Here is an 18,096-nt window from a genome sequence, read left to right on the forward strand (position 1 = left end):
CGTGCCGTTCCCGCGACGGGTGATCGGTCACCTCATGACCGGCGTGGGAACGGACGGCCACCTCCGGAAGATGCGCTCATTACACACATAATTCTCCACCAGCGCTACCACAACACTTGGATCGAGATTTCTCCCATGCACCAAGGTTACGAAAGGCCAGTTCAGACCGCTTTTTCCAATGGCCGGAACACTGCCGGGACGATGCGTCGACCACAAGGGAGGGCTTGACGACCGCTCTGGTTGCGGAACATACTCCGTGCCAAATACACATAAATCTGGATCGGACGGGATGGCTGCCCGGCCGACCGTCACCGACGGAGAGGTGAACCGTGACACGCGACGAAGACCTTGATGTGATCATCTGTGGTTCCGGCGCGGCGGGATTGACCCTCGCCATCGATCTCGCCCGCAGGAACATCGCGTTCCGGTTGATCGACAAGGCGCCGCACCCGTTCATCGGCTCACGCGGCAAGGGCATCCAGCCGCGCACCGAGGAGGTGTTCGAGGACCTCGGCGTGATCGACCGGATCGTCGCCTCGGGGGGTGAGTACCCTCCCCTGCGCACCTACACCCACGACGGGCCGGTCGACAAACACGCCGGGATCCTGCCTGAGCCGACGCCTGCCGAGCCGTACCAGATCCCGCTGCTCGTTCCGCAGTTCCTCACCGAGCGCCGGCTGCGGGAGCGGCTGACCGAACTCGGTCACGCCCCGGAGTACGGCTGCGAGCTCGTTGGCTTCGACCAGGACGCCGACGGCGTGACCGCGCGGATCGCCGCCCCCGACGGGGAGCGGACCGTGCGGGCCGCCTACCTGGTCGGCGCCGACGGCGGATCGAGCTTCGTCCGCAAGGCCCTCGGCATCGAGTTCCGCGGGAAGTCCCTCAACGTGCGGGCGCTCGTGGCCGACGTGCGGGTCGACGGCGCCTCGTCGCGCGTCTGGCACCGCTGGGGCGAGGAGAAGCCCGAACGGAGCGTCTCGCTGTGCCCGCTCCACGGCACCGACACGTTCCAGTACATGGCCCCGGTCCCCCTCGACGTGGAGGTCGACCTCTCGGCCGAGGGGCTCACCGCCCTGCTCCACGAGCGCGGCGGCCAAGACGACGTCGTGATCCGCGAGGTGTCCTGGGCATCGGTGTTCACGATGCAGGCCCGGCTGGCCGACGCCTACCGGCGTGGGCGCGTGCTCCTGACCGGGGACGCCGCGCACTGCCATCCGCCGACCGGCGGACAGGGCCTGAACACGAGTGTCCAGGACGCCTACAACCTTGGCTGGAAGCTCGCCGCCGTGCTCGACGGCGCGCCGGAGTCGCTGCTGGCGACCTACGAGGAGGAGCGCCGACCGGTCGCCGAGGCGGTCCTCGGCCTGTCCGAGAAGCTGCTCGAAGCGGCCAAGAACCGCGACATGCGCCGGGGCCGCGAGGTGACCCAGCTCGATGTCGGCTATCCGGGCTCGTCTCTGTCGCTGACCGGCCTGGAGCCCTACAAGGGCGTGGCGTCCGGCGACCGCGCGCCCGACGCTCCCGTCACCGGCGCGGGCGGGCTCGCCACACGGCTGTTCAGCCTGTTCCAGGGACCACACTGGACCCTGCTCGGCTACGAACCCGGCGACGCCCCGGCCCCGGAACCGCGCGAAGGCCTGCGCATCCACGTCGTCGGCGGCGACATCCGCGACACCGGAGGCCACGTCCGGAGCGCGTACGGGCTGTCGCCCGAGCAGTGGGCGCTCATCCGGCCGGACGGATACGTCGCGGCCGTGGTCGGCACCGCCGAACTCGGCGCCGTCGAGGCCTACCTCGACGGCGTCGGCGTCCGTCCCGTGCGGTGACGCGTCTCCGGTCGTCCCTGCGCAGGCGGGGGTGGCCCGGCCCCTTTCTCTACGCCTCGAATCGACCGGGGCTTCGCCGGTGGATCAGCACCAGTCTCCCGGCCTGGCCCAGGTGAGGAAGCCCTCCTGGGCTCCGGCGGGCGACGCCGGGGGCTCGGTGACGGTGTATCCGCCCCGGTAGAACAGCAGGGGCCGCTCGCCCGGACCGGCGCCCAGGTCGTGCACCCGGCCCACGGCGATGTAGTGGTCGCCCGCCTCGTACACGGCCTCCAGCGAGCAGTCCACCCAGGCCAGCGCCCCTTCCAGCAGTGGCGAGCCGCTGGGCGAGCGCCGCCAGGGGGTGCTGGAGAAGCGGTCCGCACCGCCCCGTCCGAACAGCGTGCTGGTCTCGCGCTGGTCGTGGGCCAGCACGCTGACGGCGAAGCGGCCTGACCGTTCGACGTCCGGCCAGGTTCCTGACGACCTGGCCGGGCAGAACAGCACGAGCGGCGGGTCGAGCGAGAGCGCGGCGAAGGACTGGCAGGCGAAGCCCACCGGCCGCTCGTCCCGCATGGTCGCGACGACCGTCACGCCCGTGCAGAAGTGGCCCAGGACCTGCCGGAAGAGCGAGGGGTTCACAACATGCCCACCGTGACGTCCTCGCCGAACTCCCCGTCGCCGAAGAGCTTGAGCGCCGCCTCCGGGTCGTTGGCGACGTGTACCCGTGCCGCGTGCGCGTCGCGCCAGAACCGCTGGATCGGGGTGCCCTCGGCGAGCGCTCCCGCCCCGGAGTTCTCGAAGAGCTGGTCCACGGCCGCGATGCACCGTTCGGAGGCCCGTACCTGGTCGCGGCGCAGCCGCAGCCGCAGAGCGGTGGGGATCGGCTCACCGCGCCGCGCGGTGTCGTAGACCTCGGTGATGTTGCGGGTGAGCTGCAGCCATGCGGCGTCCACCTCGCTGGCCGCGCGGGCGACGCGGACCTTCGCGAACGGGTCGTCCTTCACCTTCTCCCCCACGAACACCCGCACGCGCTGCCGCTGGTGCGCCACGTGCGCCTCGTAGGCGCCGGTGGCCATGCCGACCAGCGGGGTGGCGATCGTGGTGGTCATCAGCGAGTAGAGCGGGATGCGGTACAGCGGGCTCGGGTTCACCTCCTGCCCCGGACAGACGCAGCGGAAGGAGTCGGCGAAGCTGAGCACGCGGTGCGCGGGAACGAAGACGTCCTCGACCACCACGTCGTTGCTGCCCGTGCCGCGCAGGCCCACGGTGCGCCAGACGTCGCGGACGGTGTAGTCCTCGCGCGGCACCAGGAAGGCCACCCAGTCGGTGGGCCTGCCGTCCTCGCCCGTGATCAGGGCTCCGAGGATGGCGGCGGTGGCGTGGTCCACCCCCGAGGAGAAGTTCCACGTGCCCGAAAGGCGGTAGCCGCCGTCGACGACGGTGGCCCGGCCGACGGGCGCGTACGCGGAGGAGACCAGGGCGGCGGGGTCGCGTCCCCAGATCTCCTCCTGCGCCGCGGCCGGGAAGGTGGCGACGTGCCACGCGTGGGCGCCGAGCACCGAGGCGACCCAGCCGGTGGAGCCGCAGGCGCCGGCGATCATGCGCACCGCGGTGTAGAAGGTCACCGGATCGGCCTCGTGTCCGCCGAAGCGCACGGGTTGCAGTAGACGGAAGAAGCCCGCCTCGCGCAGCTCCTTGATCGATTCCGCGGGGACCACGCGGGCGTCCTCGGCCGCCTGCGCGCGTTCTCCGAGGACGGGCAACAGGTCGCGGATCGCGGTCAGCACGTGTTCGCTCATCTGGCTGGGCTCCTGTGTCGGAGGGACGGTGGCCAGAATCTTCCAGCCGACCGGACAGGGCCGCTAATACCGGTTCGCTCGTGGCATATGCCCAGAGTGCGATGGTCGGCCAGGGTATACCGGCGGCTCGAAACGGTATTGGCGGCAAGAGAGGGCCACGCAGGACGCTGGGAGCCGTGAACACCCTGACCGCCCTTGACCACGACGTCACCGGCTCCGCCTGCCCGACGCTGCCTCCGCTCAGCGGCTGGTGCCTGTCTCCACCTCGCACGGCGGCTGGGCGGCGCCGGAACTCGCCGACCGGCTGGGGAGCGTCCGGGTGCCGCGGGTGGCGGCCGGCCTGCCGCCGTCGGCCGTCCGCGCGGTGCTCCCGGTCGGTGGCCTGTTCGATCCACGCCCGCTCGTCCGCACCCAACGACACCACTACGACGTCATCCTGGACCTCGCCGACGCGGATTCCACGTTCACCCGTGCCCTGCTGAACCTGTTCTGATCCCCGTCGGCCACCGGTTCCAGCGTGGAGGCGCGTTCGCGCAGGAAGCCGAGCAGCAGCCCGGCCGCCGGCGTCAACGACCTCTCCTGCGGGACGGTGACGCCCACCGCCCGCCGGATCCCCTCCAGCGGTACGGCGAGCGGCGCGAGGTCGCCGTCGGCGGCGGCGACCAGCTCCGGCAGTACGGCGATCATGTCGGTCTCCCGCACGAGAGTGCGCACGGTGAGGATCGAGGTGCACTCGACCACGTCCGCGGGCAGGTCGAGGTCCTCGGCGCCGAAGGCCCGCTCCACCTCCTGGCGCAGGGCGGTCTGCGCCAGCGGCAGGATCCACGGGTAGTCGAGCAGGTCCTTCAGGCCCAGTCCCGCCCGCCCGCGCACGGGGTGGTCACGGCGGGCGACCAGCCGCATCGCCTCGCTGTAGAGCCGGATCTGCCGCAGACCGCCCAGGCCGTCGAGCGGAGTGAGCCTGCCCACGATCAGATCGAGCTCCCCGGCGAGCAGCCGTAGCACCTGTTTGTCGAAGGTCGCCTCCGACACCACCACGGTGACTGCCGGATACGCCCGTTTGAGGTCGGCGATCGCCCGGGGCAGGAGCTGGCTGGAGCCGGCCAGCAAGGTGCCGACCCGGACGGTGCCCAGGCGCCCGTCGGCGAGGTCGGTGATCCGCTCCCCTGCCCGCCGCAGCTCGGCCAGCGCGGCCCGGGCGTGCTCCAGGAACGCCTCGCCGTAGAAGGTCGGGCGCACCCCGCGCGGCCCACGGACGAACAGCTCCACGTCCAGGATGCGTTCGAGCTCGCGCAGGCAGCGGGTCACGGCGGGCTGGGCCAGGCGCAGGTGGTGGGCGGCCCGAACCACGCTGCCCTGCTCGGCGATGGCCACCACCACGATGAGGTGACGGAGCTTCAGCCGTCCGTTGAGTAGGTCGATCTCGGGCTCCTCACTGACTCGAAGATATGATCCAAAGGTGGATACATCTGACAGGTCGCGAGCGGGTGACGCGGTCGCACTCGTGCACGAGGAGCTCCGGGAGCTGATCCTCAGCGGGCGCATCCTGCCCGGTCAGCGGCTCACCCAGCGCGAGCTGGGCGAGCGGCTCGGTGTGGGCCGTACCCCGCTGCGCGAGGCGCTGCGGATGCTGGAGGCTGAGGGGTTCGTGCTCTCCCGGGCCAACCACGGCGTCACCGTCGCCGGACTCGATCTTGACGAGGCCGAGGAACTCTACGCCGCGCTGCTCATGTTGCAGGCGCCGATGGTGCCCCGGGCGGCCCGGGAGATCTCGGAGGAGTCGCTGACCCGGATGGCTGAGCTGTCGGCGCTGATGCGCGACAGGCCGCAGGAGCCACGCGACTTCCACCGCGACCACGCCGCCTTCCACGCCCTGCACGAGGCGACCTTCGGACCCACTCTGTCCAAGATCGCCCATGACCTGTATCTGCGGCTGTCGCGGCTGCAGCGCTTCTATTACCGCAGCCGCCGCATTCCGGCCTTCGCCGTCGAGCTCGACCGGGCCTTCCTGGAGGCGATGCGGCGCCGGGACGGCGCGCGGGCGCGGCGGGTGCAGGAGTTGCACGTCCTCAGCTCCGCGATCGGGCTGATCACCGACGCCGACCCCTGGCACCGCTTCGGGCCGCTGGTCGACGCCGCGGCGGGGCTGGGGATCACCGTGCCCCTCTCGGCGAACGGCACGCTCGCACCGCCGGTCGAGGTCGCCTGGGCCGTGGATCTGCCGGGCTACGAGCCGGTGACCACGGACTACGTCGTGGACGTGACATCTGCCCATGTCCACTCCCACCAGGGCCGAAAATTGGATCCACTTTAGGATACCTCTGCCGCCATCCTGCGCCGCCCGCCTGACGTTGTCCAATACGCTTTCCGTCGCGAGCCATAACCAGGACGAGATACCTCCGAATCGGCATACCTGACCGCCTAAGCGGCATTGGCGCACCTCACTCCCCCGCGGCCACCATCGGACCGTCACCCGACCCGTTCGAGCCGCGGAGCCGTACACGATGAACCGCACACTGATCACCGGCGGACATGTGATCACCATGGACGACGCCCTGGGCGACCTGCCCGGCGGAGCCGTCCTGGTCGAGGGCGACCGGATCGCCGCGGTCGGCCGCACGGCCGAGGAGTTCGCCCACGTCGACGCCGAGCGCATCGACGCCGCGGGCGGCTTCGTCCTGCCCGGCATGATCGACAGCCACCGGCACACCTGGATGGCGCTGCTGCGCGGCCACTCAGCCGACCAGTCGCTCCTGGAGTTCCTCGCCTCCACCTTCTACGGCATCGGCTCGCTCGTCACCGCCGCCGACCTCGGCGCCGCCGCGCAGGTGGGCGCCCTGGAGGCACTCGACGCCGGTGTCACAACCATCCTCGACTGCTGCGACTGCGTGAACAGCCCCGAGCACGCCGACGCGGCCGTGGAGTCGCTGAAGGCGTCCGGGATCCGGTTCGTCTACGCGTACGGCATGCAGGCCTTCGACTTCCAGCCTCCCGTCTTCGCCGACCACGCCGACCGGCTGCGCGACGCCCGCCGCCTGCGCGCGGAGCACTTCGCCACCGACGGCCTGGGGCGGATGGGCCTGCTCTACAGCGACTTCGGCATCCTGCCCTTCGAGCAGACCGCCGAGGAGATCCGCACCGCCCGCGACCTGGACGTCCTCGGCGCCTCCCACACCGGCGCCGCCACCGGTTCCATCCTGCTGCGTGGCCTGCGCGAGCTGCACGACCACGACCTGCTGCTCCCCGGCCACCTGCACATCCACTGCCCGGCCCTGACCGATCAGGAATGGAGGCTCCTCGCCGAGACCGGGGGCAAGGTCACCATCGCCCCCGAGACCGAAATGCAGATGGGCATGGGCCACCCGCCTTTCCGCGCCGCCCTCGATCACGGCCTCACCCCCGCGATCAGCACCGACATCGTCTGCGTCGGCTCGGGCGACCTGTTCTCCCAGATGCGGCTCGGCCTGCAGTTCCAGCGCTGCCTCGACCACGACGCCGTGCACCGCACCGGCACCATGCCCGTCCGCGTCGGTCTCGGCGTGCGCGACGCGCTCGACTGGGCCACCCGCAACGGCGCGGACGCCCTCGGCATCGGCGCGCTCACCGGCTCCCTCACACCCGGCAAGCAGGCCGACCTCATCGTCGTGGCCCCTCGCATGGACCTCGTCCGCTCCAGCCACCCGATCGGCTCCGTCGTCCTCCAGTCCACCGCCGCGGACGTCTCCACCGTGCTCGTCGCCGGTCGGACCCGCAAACTGCACGGCAGGCTCATCGGAGTCGACCTCGCCGCCGTACGCCGCCGTGCCAACGCCGCACTGGACCGGCTGCAGCAGGCCGCGCTGACGCTCCCCTCACTGGCTCCGGAGGCTGTCCACGGGTGGTTCACCCAGGCCGAGCGGATGGCCTCGGCGAACTTCGCCCGCGCCTACACTCAGCGGGCCCAGCGACTGTCCGGCAGGTCTTGAGAGGTACCTGAGATTCGTTCGCCCGCGAGGCCACGGGCGACCACCGGCGGGTCCTTGCCCGGTCTCTCGCACGATCCCTCCGGACCGAAGCCGCGTCTGGTCTCTCCCTCAGGTCAGGCCTCCACCGCCCGGGTGGCTGACAGGAGAAGCCAGAGGTCCGGCCGATCGGGCAGATGCCTTCCAGCTCGTGCCAACCGGGTGGGAACGGCACCACCGCCAGAACCGACGCCCGGCCCTCATCGGCGACCTCCGCGAAGTCCTCGTCCGGGAATTCCACGAACGCCAGCCGGAGCTGCCGGACCGACGCAGTGGATTTCAGGAAGACCGCCGGGGTCGCTTCGCTGAGAACATCACCAGCCCTGTTCCTGACACGAGAAATCCACACGACAGTACGAGTAATGCCAGGTCCTGCCACGAGCCCGGCTCCATCGCGTCCGAACCCAGCGTCGAGGTGAACCCGAAGGCCGCTATCAGCAGAATTCCCCATCCGTAACGTCGAGGCGCATAACGGGCGGTGCGGAAGAAAGGCAAGCGCGGCAACCGGTTGGTCACCAGCGCGTAGACGCCGATCCCGGCGATCAGGCATGCCGCTCCCAGCGTGACTACCTGCACCGCTCCGAGATCCACCTGAGTCAACTCCTTTGCCGTAAAGGAAATATCCACCATTCTAGAAACAGGTTGCCGAATTGTCCCTGTGAAAACCACAGCGACGGCACACCGCACCGCCGTACCTAACGCGCTCGCCGACCCTGCGACACACCACCGAGAACCGTATGCTGCCCGGATGGACGCGATCACAATGCTCGGTTGGCTTCTGGAGCGCGATGTGAACGCCCTGATCAGAGTGGACGCCGAGCGCGAAGGTGTTCGCCCTTGGACCTTTCATGCAAGTGGCGGACCTCAAGACGACCGATGGGCCGTGCGAGCCGATGCCCACTCGGCGGAAGAATGTCTCCAGCGGGCTCGTAAGGCGCTCAGGGCTCATGGACTGGATCTGCCCGAGTAAGGGGCCGGTTGGGGTGAAGCACCTCCTCACGATCGCCTGGCGGTGGCTGATCTCCATACAGGGCCAGGGGAGCTTCATACCTCGGCCCCAGACCATCGGGCATCGCACAAGCGGCCAGACGACAACCGGCGGCAGTGGATAAGGACATCACCTCACGAACTGCTAGTCCTCATCCGCGTAGCTCCACCTCTCGATCACCCATGGGGCCGATGGCGACGACCTTCGAGCCGCGTACCCATAGGGCAGGCCGACGGTCTCCTCGATGCTGGGGTCGCTCTCCACCAGGTGACGAGCATGGCTGATGACCGAGGCCTCGGGGTCGCTCGCATCGGTTACGTCGTCCCCGATCAGCCAATCACCGTCATCGTCATGGATCACAATGAGCGCCGGCAATTCCCCGCTGATGACCGTGCGCTGCGCGACAGCCCCAAGCTCGGACGGAAACCTTCCATCGCTGAAGGGGAACGTCATCCGCCTGATGATCTCGCTCATGACCGACAGCATCTCAGTCGTGCCCGTCAGGAGGGTGATCAAGGGGGATCACGGCCGCTCATCTCGCTCCCGCAGCTCAGCGCCCAGCCGCGACAGGGACCTCCCGAGCTGACAGCGCGGGTTCAACTCTCGTTGCCCGCTCTGGAGGGGGAGGCCCAGGTCATGGGCATGGACATCGGCTGTTCGGTCTTATGGTTGGCGGCATGGGTCGAAGCGGTCCTGCGGGGCCGGAAACGCGTTGCGGGGGCGGGCTGAGGCGCGGGAGGCTGCCGACGTGAAGATGCACGCCGATCAGCTGACGGTGTCACCGGAGACAGCGCGCACGTTGGTGGATGAGCAGTTCCCTGAGTGGCGGGGCCTTCCTGTCACGGGCGTCACCCACCATGGGACGGTCAACGCCATCTTCCGCATCGGCGACCGCTTCGCAGCCCGGTTCCCTCTGCAGCCCGGAGAGGTCGACTCGACGCGGCGCCTGCTGGAGGCCGAGGCGGAGGCGGCCCGCGAGCTGACGGGTCGCACGCGGTTTCCCACGCCCGAGCCGGTGGCGCTCGGCGAACCCGGTGCGGGGTACCCGCTTCCATGGTCGGTGCAGACATGGCTGCCCGGCGTCGTGGCCACCGAGGAGGACCCGGGCGAATCAGTCGCGTTCGCCCACGACCTGGCTGACCTCATCAATGACCTGCGCGCGATCGACACGCGTGGCCGTACGTTCTCCGGCAAAGGCCGGGGAGGCGACCTCCGGTCCCACGACGCGTGGATGGAGACCTGTTTCAGGAACAGTGAACAGCTCCTGGACGTTCGCCGGCTTCGCCGGATGTGGGAGAACCTTCGGAGCCTCCCCCGCGAAGCGGGCGACGTGATGAACCACAGTGATCTCATCCCCGGCAACGTGCTTGTGTCCGCCGGTCGGCTGGCCGGGATTCTCGACGTCGGCGGCTTCGGACCGGCCGACCCCGCTCTGGATCTCGTGAGCGCCTGGCATCTGCTTGAGGCCGGGCCACGCCAGGCGCTCCGCCTGGACCTCAGGTGTGACGACCTCGAATGGGAGCGAGGCAGAGCGTGGGCCTTCGCGCAGGCGATGGGACTTGTCTGGTACTACCTGGAAACCAACCCGGTCATGAGCCGGATGGGCCGACGCACCCTGGAACGCGTCCTGGCAGACACCCCCTCGCGGCACCGATGAGGAGCACCGCCGTGCCGGGCCGTCCAGGACGAGAGCGGCATTCCTTCGTCCACTGTCGTCCCGGCCGTCTGTGGCATCCTCCGTCTCATGGCGATCAAGGCTTTGCTGTTCGATGTCGACGGGGTGTTGCTCGATTCCACCGCGACGCATCGACGGATCTGGGACGCCTGGTCGCGCATGCGCGGGCTGGACGGAGACCTGGTGTGGAGCCTCACTCACGGCCGTCGGCCTGAGGACACCGTCCGCGATGTCGCCCCCGACCTCGACCCCGCCGCTGAGCGCGGGGTGTTGAACCGGTTGATGGTCGAGGAGGGTGACGCCTTCCCGGCGGCGCCCGGGGCTGCGGCCCTGCTGGGCGAGCTGGACCGGCGGCCCTGGGCACTGGTCACCTCGGGCAGCCGGACCCCCGTTCACCGGCGCTTCCGGCTCGCCTCGCTTCCGTTGCCCCCGGTGCAGATCTACGGCGAGGACGTCGAACGGTCGAAGCCTCATCCCGAGGGCTATCTCAAGGCCGCCGAACTTCTCCTGATCGATCCGGTCGACTGCGTCGTGATCGAGGACGCCCCACACGGGGTGGCCGCCGGGAAGGCGGCGGGGTGCACGGTGATCGCCGTGGCCACCACTCACGCTCCCGGTGAGCTGGCCAAGGCGGACGAATGCTTCCCCTCACTTGAGGAGGCGGCGCCGTACCTCCTATCGCTGAGTGCCGTGGCGGCGGCGCACGGCCACTGACATCGCATTCGACCGGTACCGCTCCGGTTCGGGGAAGACCTACCGGTCCGGACGGCATGCCCGGTGCGTATCCGTCAAAGAAGTGACCACAGGGAATCACGGTCACCAGCTCGGTAACCAGACGCGATGAGGGATTCCCGAGCCGACAGCGCGGGTTCGGTTCCCGTCTCCCGTTCCAAGGGTGAAGGCGGGTCCGGATTCTGTCGTCCCTTTCAGGAGAGATCTCGCAGCCAGGAGACAATGGCCGCCCCGATTTGGTCGGGAGCGTCTTCCTGAACCATGTGGCCACCCGTGATCGTGATGTGTGCCTGATTCGGCCATGACCGGGCAACGGCCCGGTGCGTTTCGAACATCGTTCCTGGAACCGCCTCGATGAACAGCTTGGGAACCGAGGACTCGGCGAGCCACTCCGCGTAACGCGTGATGACGTCGTGAACATCGCGTGGTTCGCCCGCGACGGGAACCTCGCGAGGCCAGGTCAGCGTCGGCCGGCGTGACTCGCCCGGTTCCGTGTAGGGGCGACGGTAGACGGCCGTCTCCGCCTCCGACAGTCCTCGCAGCACCTCTGCGGGCAGGACCTCGTCGACGAAGAAGTTCCGGTCGAGGACCATCTCCTCACCCACAGTGGAGCGGATCGCCTGGAAGAGCGCGATCGCAGGCTCCGGCCAGTCGCTCCACGAGGGGATCGGAGTCACGAACGCCTCCATGTAGGCGATGCCCCGGAGTGCGGAAGGGTGGCGGTACGCCCAGTCGAAACCCAGGGCCGAACCCCAGTCCTGCAGCACCAGGACCACCCGCTCACGCACACCGAGGGCCTGGAGGAACGCGTCGAGATAACGGCGATGCTCGACGAAGCGGTATGAGCCCGGCCCGCTGGCCGGAAGTTTCGCGGAATCGCCCATCCCGATCAGGTCCGGGGCTATGCAGCGCCCTTTGCCCGCCAGGTACGGGATTACGTTCCGCCATACGTACGACGACGTCGGGTTGCCGTGAAGAAAGACGATCGGATCGCCTTCTCCCTCCTCGACGTATGCCATTTCAAGCCCATCGACCTCAACACGACGCTTGCGGTACCGCTCCTCAGCCGAGGTCATGACTCTCCTCATTTCCGTGAATTCTCACTTCGGTCGGAGATTCTGCGGCACGACCCGGGTCTTGCCACAAGCCCCTCGGTGCGTCATAGTGTGCGGCCGCTGTCGGCCTTGGCCTCACGAGGGACCCCGGCGACGTGCGTCGCGAGGGCCAGGGAGGCGAGGGCACCGGCGAAGGGCGGACGGCCGGTGGAGGAGGCGGCCGACGCGGCCGTGACGATCACCCTCGATGGACCTGGTTGTTGATGATGCAACACCGAGCCCTCGCCTACTACGATCTCCCCATGTCCGAGCGCGCGAACGTCAGGAATCTCGTCCCCATAGCCGAGCTGCTGTCTTATCGCCTGTCACGCACATCGGCGGCCCTCTCCCGCAGCGCGGCCCTGCGCTACCGCCGCGAGTTCGACGTCACCCTCGGCGAGTGGCGGGCGATCGCCCTGATCGCGTCCGATCCGACACTCACCCTGAACCGGTTGGCCAGGCGCGCCGGTCTGGACAAAGCGCAGATGAGCCGCATTGTGACCAAGCTGACGGAGCGGGGTCTGGTCAACCGGACCGCGGGGTCGGGGCGGACGTCCCAGCTGGCGCTCACCGAGACGGGCGTGGAGGTCTACCGCGGCCTCATACACGCGGCGAACGAGCGCGACGCGACGTTCCTCGCCGTCCTGTCCCCGGAGGAGCAAAAGGTGCTGGTGCGGGCGCTCGACAAGCTCGCCGACCTCGCACTGGACATGGAGCACCAGGAACGCGACCACACAAACGATCCCTAGAGTGTTGACAACGTCAACAGATTTGCGTACTCCTAGAGCCAGCACGAGGAGGTGGCTCGATGACCGACGCGATCACTGTCTGCGCGTACGTCGCCCCGGGCGGACCACAGGTCCGGCGCACCGGCTCCGGGACGGAGGAAGCTTGATGGACCTCAGAACGGCGTGTCCTGTCACCGCGCACGAAGCGCTGGACCGCGCCGCTTTGCTCGCTCCCGACGTCGAGGCGGTGGTCACCGCCGAAGAACGGATCACCTACGCCGAGTTGGCCGAGGAGGTCGCCCGCATCCGCGCGGCCCTCACCGCCGCCGGCATCGGGCACGGTGACCGGGTCGGTGTCTGCCTCGGCAACGAGCCACGCTGGGTCGCCCTGTTCGTCGCCCTCGGGAGCGTCGGAGCCGTCACCGTCCCGGTGAACACCCGGTTCACCGCCGGTGAGGTGGAGTACACGCTGCACCACGCCCGCATCTCCACCCTGTTCGTGGCCGACCGGGTCCTGCGCGTTGACTTCATCACGATGCTGCGCGAGATCGGCATCGGTCACGACGGGACCCCGGCCTGCCCGGCCCTGCCCGAGCTCAGGTCGGTCGTCGTACTCGGCGAAAACGTCCCCGAATGGGGGACCGCGTGGTCGGACTTCGTCGAGGCGGGGAGCGAGGTGGGCACCGTACCGCCCGCCGCCGACCCGGACGACGTCCTGCTGGTCCAGTACACCTCCGGCACCACCTCGCGGCCCAAGGGCGTCCTGCTCACCCACCGCAGCATGTGCGCCGACGCCTTCTTCGCCGGGGTACGCCTCGGTCTGCGCCCGGGCGATCGCTACCACAGCGCGCGGCCGTTCTTCCACGTCGCGGGGAGCACGCTCTCGGTGCTCGCGTCGATCCAGCACGCCACCACCCTGGTGACCATGGCCCGTTTCGAGCCCGCCGAGGCGCTGCGCCTGTTCGAGGCGGAACGGTGCACGCACTTCTCCGGCAACGACACCATCGCGCTGATGCTGCTCAACCACCCCGACCGCGCCCGGCGGACGCTGTACCTGCGGGGAGCCTGGGTCGCGGCGTCCTCCACCGTGATCCGGCGCGTGATCGACGAACTCGGCGCCACCGAGTGTGTCGCCGCCTACGGCCTGTCCGAGGCCTCCCCCAACGTCGCGCTGTCCGCCTGGTGGGAGGACGAGGCCGTACGGGCCTCCGGCGCGATGCGCGTCCAGCCGGGTGTCGAGGTCCGCATCCGCGCCCTCGACGGCAGTCGTGACTGCGCCCCCGGCGAGCCGGGTTCGATCCTCGTCCGCGGCTGGAACGTCATGCGGGGCTACCTCGACGACGCCAAGCAGACCGCCGCGACCATCGACTCCGACGGGTGGCTGTTCACCGGCGACATCGGCGTCCTCGACGAGGCCGGGCGGCTGCACTTCGTCGGACGCACGAAGGACATCATCAGGGTCGGCGGGGAGAACGTCGCGCCCGCCGACATCGAGGACGCCCTGCACCGTCACCCCGGCGTCCACCAGGCCGCCGTGGTCGGGGTCCCCGACGAGCGGTTGATCGAGGTTCCCTTCGCGTTCGTCGTGCTCACCGAGTCCGGCGACGCCACCGAGGAGGAACTGCTCAGCTGGTCCCGCACGCACCTCGCCGGGTTCAAGGTCCCCCGTTATCTCCGCATCGTGGACGGGTTCGAGGACATCGGGATGACCGCGAGCTCGAAGGTGCAGAAGAACCAGCTCGCGGCCCACGCGCGCGGGCTGCTCGACCAGGAGCGCAGCGAGGTGGGGGCGTGATCTCCACCTCCGTCACCCGCCTGCTCGGAATCGACCTGCCGATCATCCAGGGCGGCATGTCCTGGGCCTCGTCCAACTCCGCCCTGCCGCTCGCCGTGAGCCGGGCCGGTGGACTCGGCGTCGTCGCCGCCGGCCCGATGCGGATCCCCGACCTGACGCGCACGCTCGACGAGATGGCCGCCGGGACCGACCGGCCGTGGGCCGTCAACCTTCCCCTCTACCGGCGGGGCGCCGACGAGGTGATCGACCTTCTCCTCCGGCGCAGGCCGCCGATCCTGATCGCGGCCCAGGGCGGGACGCAGCGCTACCTCGATCGCTTCCGCGACATCGGCACCACGTGCCTGCACGTCGTCGCGGGCATCGAGCACGCCCACAAGGCCGCTGCGGCGGGCGTCGACGGGCTGATCGTCGTCGGCGCGGAAGCGGGCGGCCACCCGCCGCCCGCCATGGTCACCACGCAGGTCCTCGTGCGCGCCGTCGTCACCGCGGTCCCCGGCGTCCCCGTCATCGCCTCCGGCGGCGTCGCCGACGGCGCGGGCCTCGCCGCGATGCTCGCCCTCGGGGCCGACGCCGCGCAGTTCGGCACCCGGTTCCTCGCCAGCCACGAGGCGGGTGTCCACCCGAACTACAAGGCCGCCGTCCTCGCCGCGACCGTCGACGGCACCCGGGCCGTCGGACGTGGGCTCGGCGTCACCCGCGCGCTCGCGAACGAGTTCACCGCCCGAATGATCGAACTTGAGGAGTCCAACGCGGACATCGACGTGCGGGGCAAGGCGTTCCAGGCCTCGACGCTGCGGGACGCCGCGCTGTACGGCGACGTCACCTGGGGCAAGGCCGAGGCGGGTCAGTCCGCCGGGCTCATCCACTCGGTGCTCCCCGCGGCCGAGATCGTCGAGCGGATCGTCGCTGAGTACGTCGAGGCCTGTGAGCGGCTCCGCCCCCCGCTGTGACGGCCGCCGACACGCTCCAGAGCACACCGTCGGCACCGGACGTGCGGCGATCACCCGATCCGGTGCCCGCTCAAATCACCTTGACAGCACCGAACCTGGCGGGATGCCATATGGGATCGGCAAGCTTTGCCCTTGAGGCAAGGGAGGTAAGTCTTGAACGATCCTGTTCAAGAGGCGCGGATCGGTCACGTCGCCACGGCGTTCGCCGGGTCCCACCGCGCCGTCTCCGTCTCGTTCATCCCGCTCCACACAACCAGCGTTACATCTGACGACCGGCGTACAGCCGCGCGCTTACTTACAGACCAGAGTCCGCCGTCGCGGACGAAACCGAGCTCGATGAGCCGAGCGGGAGCCACTGGCGCTGCCCCATCCGCGCCCGTGGCCTCCTCGCTCACCCTCGCCTCCGTCTTCCTCCGGTGAGGAGAACCATGATCAGCGACCTTTCCGAAGCCTCGATCCGTCAACCCGTCCACGGACTCCTCGCGGCCGCGGACATCGGTCTCACCAGAACCGATCCGCCGCCCGCCCTCGTCGGCCGCGTGGTCGTGCTCTACGACGACCACGGCACCCGCATCACGCACCGTTTCGGTGCGGACACCGTCACGTGGACGCGTAGCCCGGGGCGCGGAGACGACGTCTCGGCCTCAGGAGAGGGCCGCTACGACGCGTTCCGGGTCGCGGACGATCTCTTCTACGTACAGTTCCGCCACACCCAGACGCCGACGGAGTCCGTGAGCCTCGCGCTCGACTTCACGAGCGGGCACGCGCTTTCTGTGCTCACCCTGGCCGGCGATCCCTCACCGGGCCGGCCCCGGGTCCTGCAGTGCTTCGCGACGGCGCGGATCGAGGGAGTCGAGTCGACCATGCTCCCGCCCGCGCCGTCCACCGCGCTCACCGGCCGCCGTGTGCTGTGGGAGTACGGCCACGACCGCGTGTACGAGCACATCTACCTCGGACCGCGGCAATACGCCTGGCAGTGCCTGGCCGGTTCCGAGGAGGGGCTCGCGGACACCGACGAGTGCACCGCCTACGAACTGCGCCCCGGCATCTTCCTGTTCGCCTGGCGGGAGAAGGCGCTCCCCTGCGCGGCGGTGACGGTCGCCGACCACCGTGACATCCGCAGCGTCCGTTCGCGGGGCGTGCTGTTCGGGCTCGACGAGTCCCGGCAGGTCCTCGACCATTTCACGCTCGACGGGTTCGGCAGGCTGATCGGCACGACGGTCTATCCCGCCGAGTTCGACCCGGCGCGTTAGACCCGGTTTCCCGGGCCGGACGGCGTGTGCCGTCCGGCCCGGGCGCCCCATCACATAATAGACGAATTGATACATCACATCTAGTATCTAAGCTGTTTTCCCCTCGAAACGGCGTCACGCGCCCGGCCGGACGCGGAACCGGGGCCTGCGAGCCCAGGGGCGCCGAGCCTTGGACACCCCCCTCGCAGGCCGGTTTTCCCCGACGCGAGGACGCGGCCGTTCCCCCTGCCCGAGACCCGAAGGAATCCCGATGACCGTGACACCCGTCCCGTTCGACCCCGACCTTCTGCCCGCCTACGAGGCGCTCCACGTCGGCGGGGGCCCGCCGCTCGGCCCGGAGACCGTACGCGCGGGACGCGACGGCGGCGGGTCGATGACCAAGCCCATCGAGGAGATCCTCGGCGACCGCCCGGTGGAGTTCGAGGACCGGGTGATCCCGGGCCCGGCGGGAGCCCCCGACCTCACCGTCTCGATCCTGCGCCCGAAGGGCGGGGTCACGACGCCGGCCGCGCTGTACAACATCCACGGCGGCGGGATGTGCATGGGCAACCGGTTCTGGTCCATGGAGAGCTTCGTGGAGCTCGTCGACGTCTACGGGCTCGTCGCGGTCTCGGTCGAGTACCGGCTCGCGCCCGAGCATCCGCATCCCGCGCCGGTCGAGGACTGCTACGCGGGCCTCGTCTGGGTCTCCGAGCACGCCGGCGAACTGGGCTTCGACCCCGGACGGATCGTCGTGATGGGGCGCAGCGCGGGCGGCGGCCTCGCCGCGGGCGTGTCGCTGCTGGCGCGTGACCGGGGTGGGCCCGCCATCGCCGGGCAGGGGCTGTACTGCCCGATGATCGACGACAGGAACACCACGGCGTCGAGTCACCAGTACGACGGGATCGGCTGGTGGGACCGTAACAGCAACCTCTGGGGCTGGCGTTTCCTGCTGGGCGACGACGCGGGCGGCCCGGAGGTGTCCCCGTACGCCGCGCCGTCGCGGGCGAGCGACCTGTCCGGCCTCCCGCCCGCCTACATCGACGCGGGCGCCTGCGAGGTGTTCCGTGACGAGGCCGTCGACTACGCGACACGCATCTGGGCGGTCGGCGGCCAGGCCGAGCTGCACATCTGGGCGGGGGCGTTCCACGGCTTCACGGAGCAGGCTCCAGGAACCACGGTCAGCCGGGCGTCGAAGGCCGCCCGCGGCTCCTGGCTCGAACGCGTCCTCGACCTCCCCCGCGCGACCGCCTGGGAGGCCGGGGACAGCGGGCCGGGCGGCGGGGCGCACGGGTGA

General features: G+C 69.8%; 18 protein-coding genes. 11 read left to right on the forward strand and 7 right to left on the reverse strand.

The features are described from left to right. Positions 1–329: 329 nt before the first annotated feature. Positions 330–1,826, forward strand: coding sequence for an FAD-dependent oxidoreductase (locus ACIBVQ_RS23410; protein WP_399179888.1), 1,497 nt, complete (start codon positions 330–332; stop codon positions 1,824–1,826). 84 nt (positions 1,827–1,910) lie between these two features. Here ACIBVQ_RS23410 and hsaB read toward each other — a convergent pair whose 3' ends face one another. Further along, a complete protein-coding gene (hsaB, locus tag ACIBVQ_RS23415) occupies positions 1,911–2,444 on the reverse strand; it encodes a 3-hydroxy-9,10-secoandrosta-1,3,5(10)-triene-9,17-dione monooxygenase reductase subunit (protein WP_362779863.1) in 534 nt (177 codons plus the stop codon). Further along, complete coding sequence (hsaA, locus tag ACIBVQ_RS23420) at positions 2,441–3,604, reverse strand: 3-hydroxy-9,10-secoandrosta-1,3,5(10)-triene-9,17-dione monooxygenase oxygenase subunit (RefSeq protein ID WP_352014571.1); 1,164 nt, start codon at positions 3,602–3,604, stop codon at positions 2,441–2,443. The genes hsaB and hsaA overlap by 4 nt, the downstream gene beginning before the upstream one ends. Positions 3,605–3,854: 250 nt before the next feature. Between hsaA and ACIBVQ_RS23425 the strand changes: the two genes are divergently transcribed. Then, complete coding sequence (locus tag ACIBVQ_RS23425) at positions 3,855–4,097, forward strand: hypothetical protein (RefSeq protein WP_399179891.1); 243 nt, start codon at positions 3,855–3,857, stop codon at positions 4,095–4,097. On the opposite strand, the gene ACIBVQ_RS23430 is transcribed toward ACIBVQ_RS23425, so the two are convergent. Beyond that, positions 4,028–5,080, reverse strand: coding sequence for a LysR substrate-binding domain-containing protein (locus ACIBVQ_RS23430; RefSeq protein ID WP_362780110.1), 1,053 nt, complete (start codon positions 5,078–5,080; stop codon positions 4,028–4,030). The two genes, ACIBVQ_RS23425 and ACIBVQ_RS23430, sit on opposite strands and share 70 nt — an antisense overlap. Here ACIBVQ_RS23430 and ACIBVQ_RS23435 point away from each other — a divergent pair. Together ACIBVQ_RS23435 and ACIBVQ_RS23440 are read left to right on the forward strand one after the other, a co-directional pair. After that, the gene (locus ACIBVQ_RS23435; protein ID WP_399179893.1) at positions 5,064–5,918 is read left to right on the forward strand and encodes a GntR family transcriptional regulator; all 855 of its coding nucleotides are present in this window, start codon (positions 5,064–5,066) and stop codon (positions 5,916–5,918) included. The genes ACIBVQ_RS23430 and ACIBVQ_RS23435 overlap by 17 nt on opposite strands. A 190-nt stretch (positions 5,919–6,108) precedes the next feature. Continuing rightward, a complete protein-coding gene (locus ACIBVQ_RS23440) occupies positions 6,109–7,569 on the forward strand; it encodes an amidohydrolase family protein (RefSeq protein ID WP_399179895.1) in 1,461 nt (486 codons plus the stop codon). Positions 7,570–7,884: 315 nt separating this feature from the next. Here ACIBVQ_RS23440 and ACIBVQ_RS23445 read toward each other — a convergent pair whose 3' ends face one another. Next, positions 7,885–8,196, reverse strand: coding sequence for a hypothetical protein (locus ACIBVQ_RS23445; RefSeq protein WP_399179897.1), 312 nt, complete (start codon positions 8,194–8,196; stop codon positions 7,885–7,887). A gap of 541 nt (positions 8,197–8,737) precedes the next feature. Further along, entirely contained in the window at positions 8,738–9,067 is a 330-nt protein-coding gene (locus ACIBVQ_RS23450; RefSeq protein WP_399179899.1) for a hypothetical protein, read from the reverse strand. Between the two features lie 328 nt (positions 9,068–9,395). Here ACIBVQ_RS23450 and ACIBVQ_RS23455 point away from each other — a divergent pair, with 328 nt between their 5' ends. Next, the gene (locus ACIBVQ_RS23455; RefSeq protein WP_399179901.1) at positions 9,396–10,250 is read left to right on the forward strand and encodes an aminoglycoside phosphotransferase family protein; all 855 of its coding nucleotides are present in this window, start codon (positions 9,396–9,398) and stop codon (positions 10,248–10,250) included. An 87-nt stretch (positions 10,251–10,337) separates the two neighbouring features. Next, positions 10,338–10,982: an HAD-IA family hydrolase gene (locus ACIBVQ_RS23460; RefSeq protein WP_399179903.1), complete on the forward strand. Its 645-nt coding sequence runs from the start codon at positions 10,338–10,340 to the stop codon at positions 10,980–10,982. Between the two features lie 212 nt (positions 10,983–11,194). Here the strand turns inward: ACIBVQ_RS23460 and ACIBVQ_RS23465 are convergent, their stop codons facing one another. Both ACIBVQ_RS23465 and ACIBVQ_RS23470 read right to left on the reverse strand, forming a co-directional pair. Further along, positions 11,195–12,076, reverse strand: coding sequence for a haloalkane dehalogenase (locus ACIBVQ_RS23465; RefSeq protein WP_399179905.1), 882 nt, complete (start codon positions 12,074–12,076; stop codon positions 11,195–11,197). Positions 12,077–12,159: 83 nt separating this feature from the next. Next, positions 12,160–12,297, reverse strand: a complete 138-nt coding sequence (locus tag ACIBVQ_RS23470; RefSeq protein WP_399179907.1) for a hypothetical protein — start codon at positions 12,295–12,297, stop codon at positions 12,160–12,162. Between the two features lie 60 nt (positions 12,298–12,357). On the opposite strand from ACIBVQ_RS23470, the gene ACIBVQ_RS23475 reads away from it, so the two are divergent. The 5 genes from ACIBVQ_RS23475 to ACIBVQ_RS23495 all read left to right on the forward strand — a co-directional run bounded on the left by ACIBVQ_RS23475 (position 12,358) and on the right by ACIBVQ_RS23495 (position 18,096). Beyond that, positions 12,358–12,843 (forward strand): MarR family transcriptional regulator, encoded by a 486-nt coding sequence (locus ACIBVQ_RS23475; RefSeq protein ID WP_352014561.1) that lies wholly within the window; start codon positions 12,358–12,360, stop codon positions 12,841–12,843. A gap of 145 nt (positions 12,844–12,988) precedes the next feature. After that, the gene (locus ACIBVQ_RS23480; protein ID WP_352014560.1) at positions 12,989–14,617 is read left to right on the forward strand and encodes an AMP-binding protein; all 1,629 of its coding nucleotides are present in this window, start codon (positions 12,989–12,991) and stop codon (positions 14,615–14,617) included. After that, entirely contained in the window at positions 14,614–15,567 is a 954-nt protein-coding gene (locus tag ACIBVQ_RS23485) for a nitronate monooxygenase (RefSeq protein WP_352014559.1), read from the forward strand. The genes ACIBVQ_RS23480 and ACIBVQ_RS23485 overlap by 4 nt, the downstream gene beginning before the upstream one ends. Before the next feature lie 428 nt (positions 15,568–15,995). Continuing rightward, positions 15,996–16,820, forward strand: coding sequence for a MoaF C-terminal domain-containing protein (locus ACIBVQ_RS23490; protein WP_352014558.1), 825 nt, complete (start codon positions 15,996–15,998; stop codon positions 16,818–16,820). 250 nt (positions 16,821–17,070) lie between these two features. Next, entirely contained in the window at positions 17,071–18,096 is a 1,026-nt protein-coding gene (locus ACIBVQ_RS23495) for an alpha/beta hydrolase (RefSeq protein WP_399179911.1), read from the forward strand.

This window comes from Streptosporangium sp. NPDC049376 (assembly GCF_044466505.1).
GTDB lineage: Bacteria > Actinomycetota > Actinomycetes > Streptosporangiales > Streptosporangiaceae > Streptosporangium.

Excerpts from the sequence above, each read along its gene's own strand:
- hsaA (WP_352014571.1), bottom strand. The coding sequence starts at position 3,604 with ATGAGCGAACACGTGCTGACCGCGATCCGCGACCTGTTGCCCGTCCTC.
- ACIBVQ_RS23440 (WP_399179895.1), top strand. The coding sequence starts at position 6,109 with ATGAACCGCACACTGATCACCGGCGGACATGTGATCACCATGGACGAC.
- ACIBVQ_RS23450 (WP_399179899.1), bottom strand. The coding sequence starts at position 9,067 with ATGAGCGAGATCATCAGGCGGATGACGTTCCCCTTCAGCGATGGAAGG.
- ACIBVQ_RS23460 (WP_399179903.1), top strand. The coding sequence starts at position 10,338 with ATGGCGATCAAGGCTTTGCTGTTCGATGTCGACGGGGTGTTGCTCGAT.
- ACIBVQ_RS23465 (WP_399179905.1), bottom strand. The coding sequence starts at position 12,076 with ATGACCTCGGCTGAGGAGCGGTACCGCAAGCGTCGTGTTGAGGTCGAT.
- ACIBVQ_RS23475 (WP_352014561.1), top strand. The coding sequence starts at position 12,358 with ATGTCCGAGCGCGCGAACGTCAGGAATCTCGTCCCCATAGCCGAGCTG.
- ACIBVQ_RS23480 (WP_352014560.1), top strand. The coding sequence starts at position 12,989 with ATGGACCTCAGAACGGCGTGTCCTGTCACCGCGCACGAAGCGCTGGAC.
- ACIBVQ_RS23490 (WP_352014558.1), top strand. The coding sequence starts at position 15,996 with ATGATCAGCGACCTTTCCGAAGCCTCGATCCGTCAACCCGTCCACGGA.
- ACIBVQ_RS23495 (WP_399179911.1), top strand. The coding sequence starts at position 17,071 with ATGACCGTGACACCCGTCCCGTTCGACCCCGACCTTCTGCCCGCCTAC.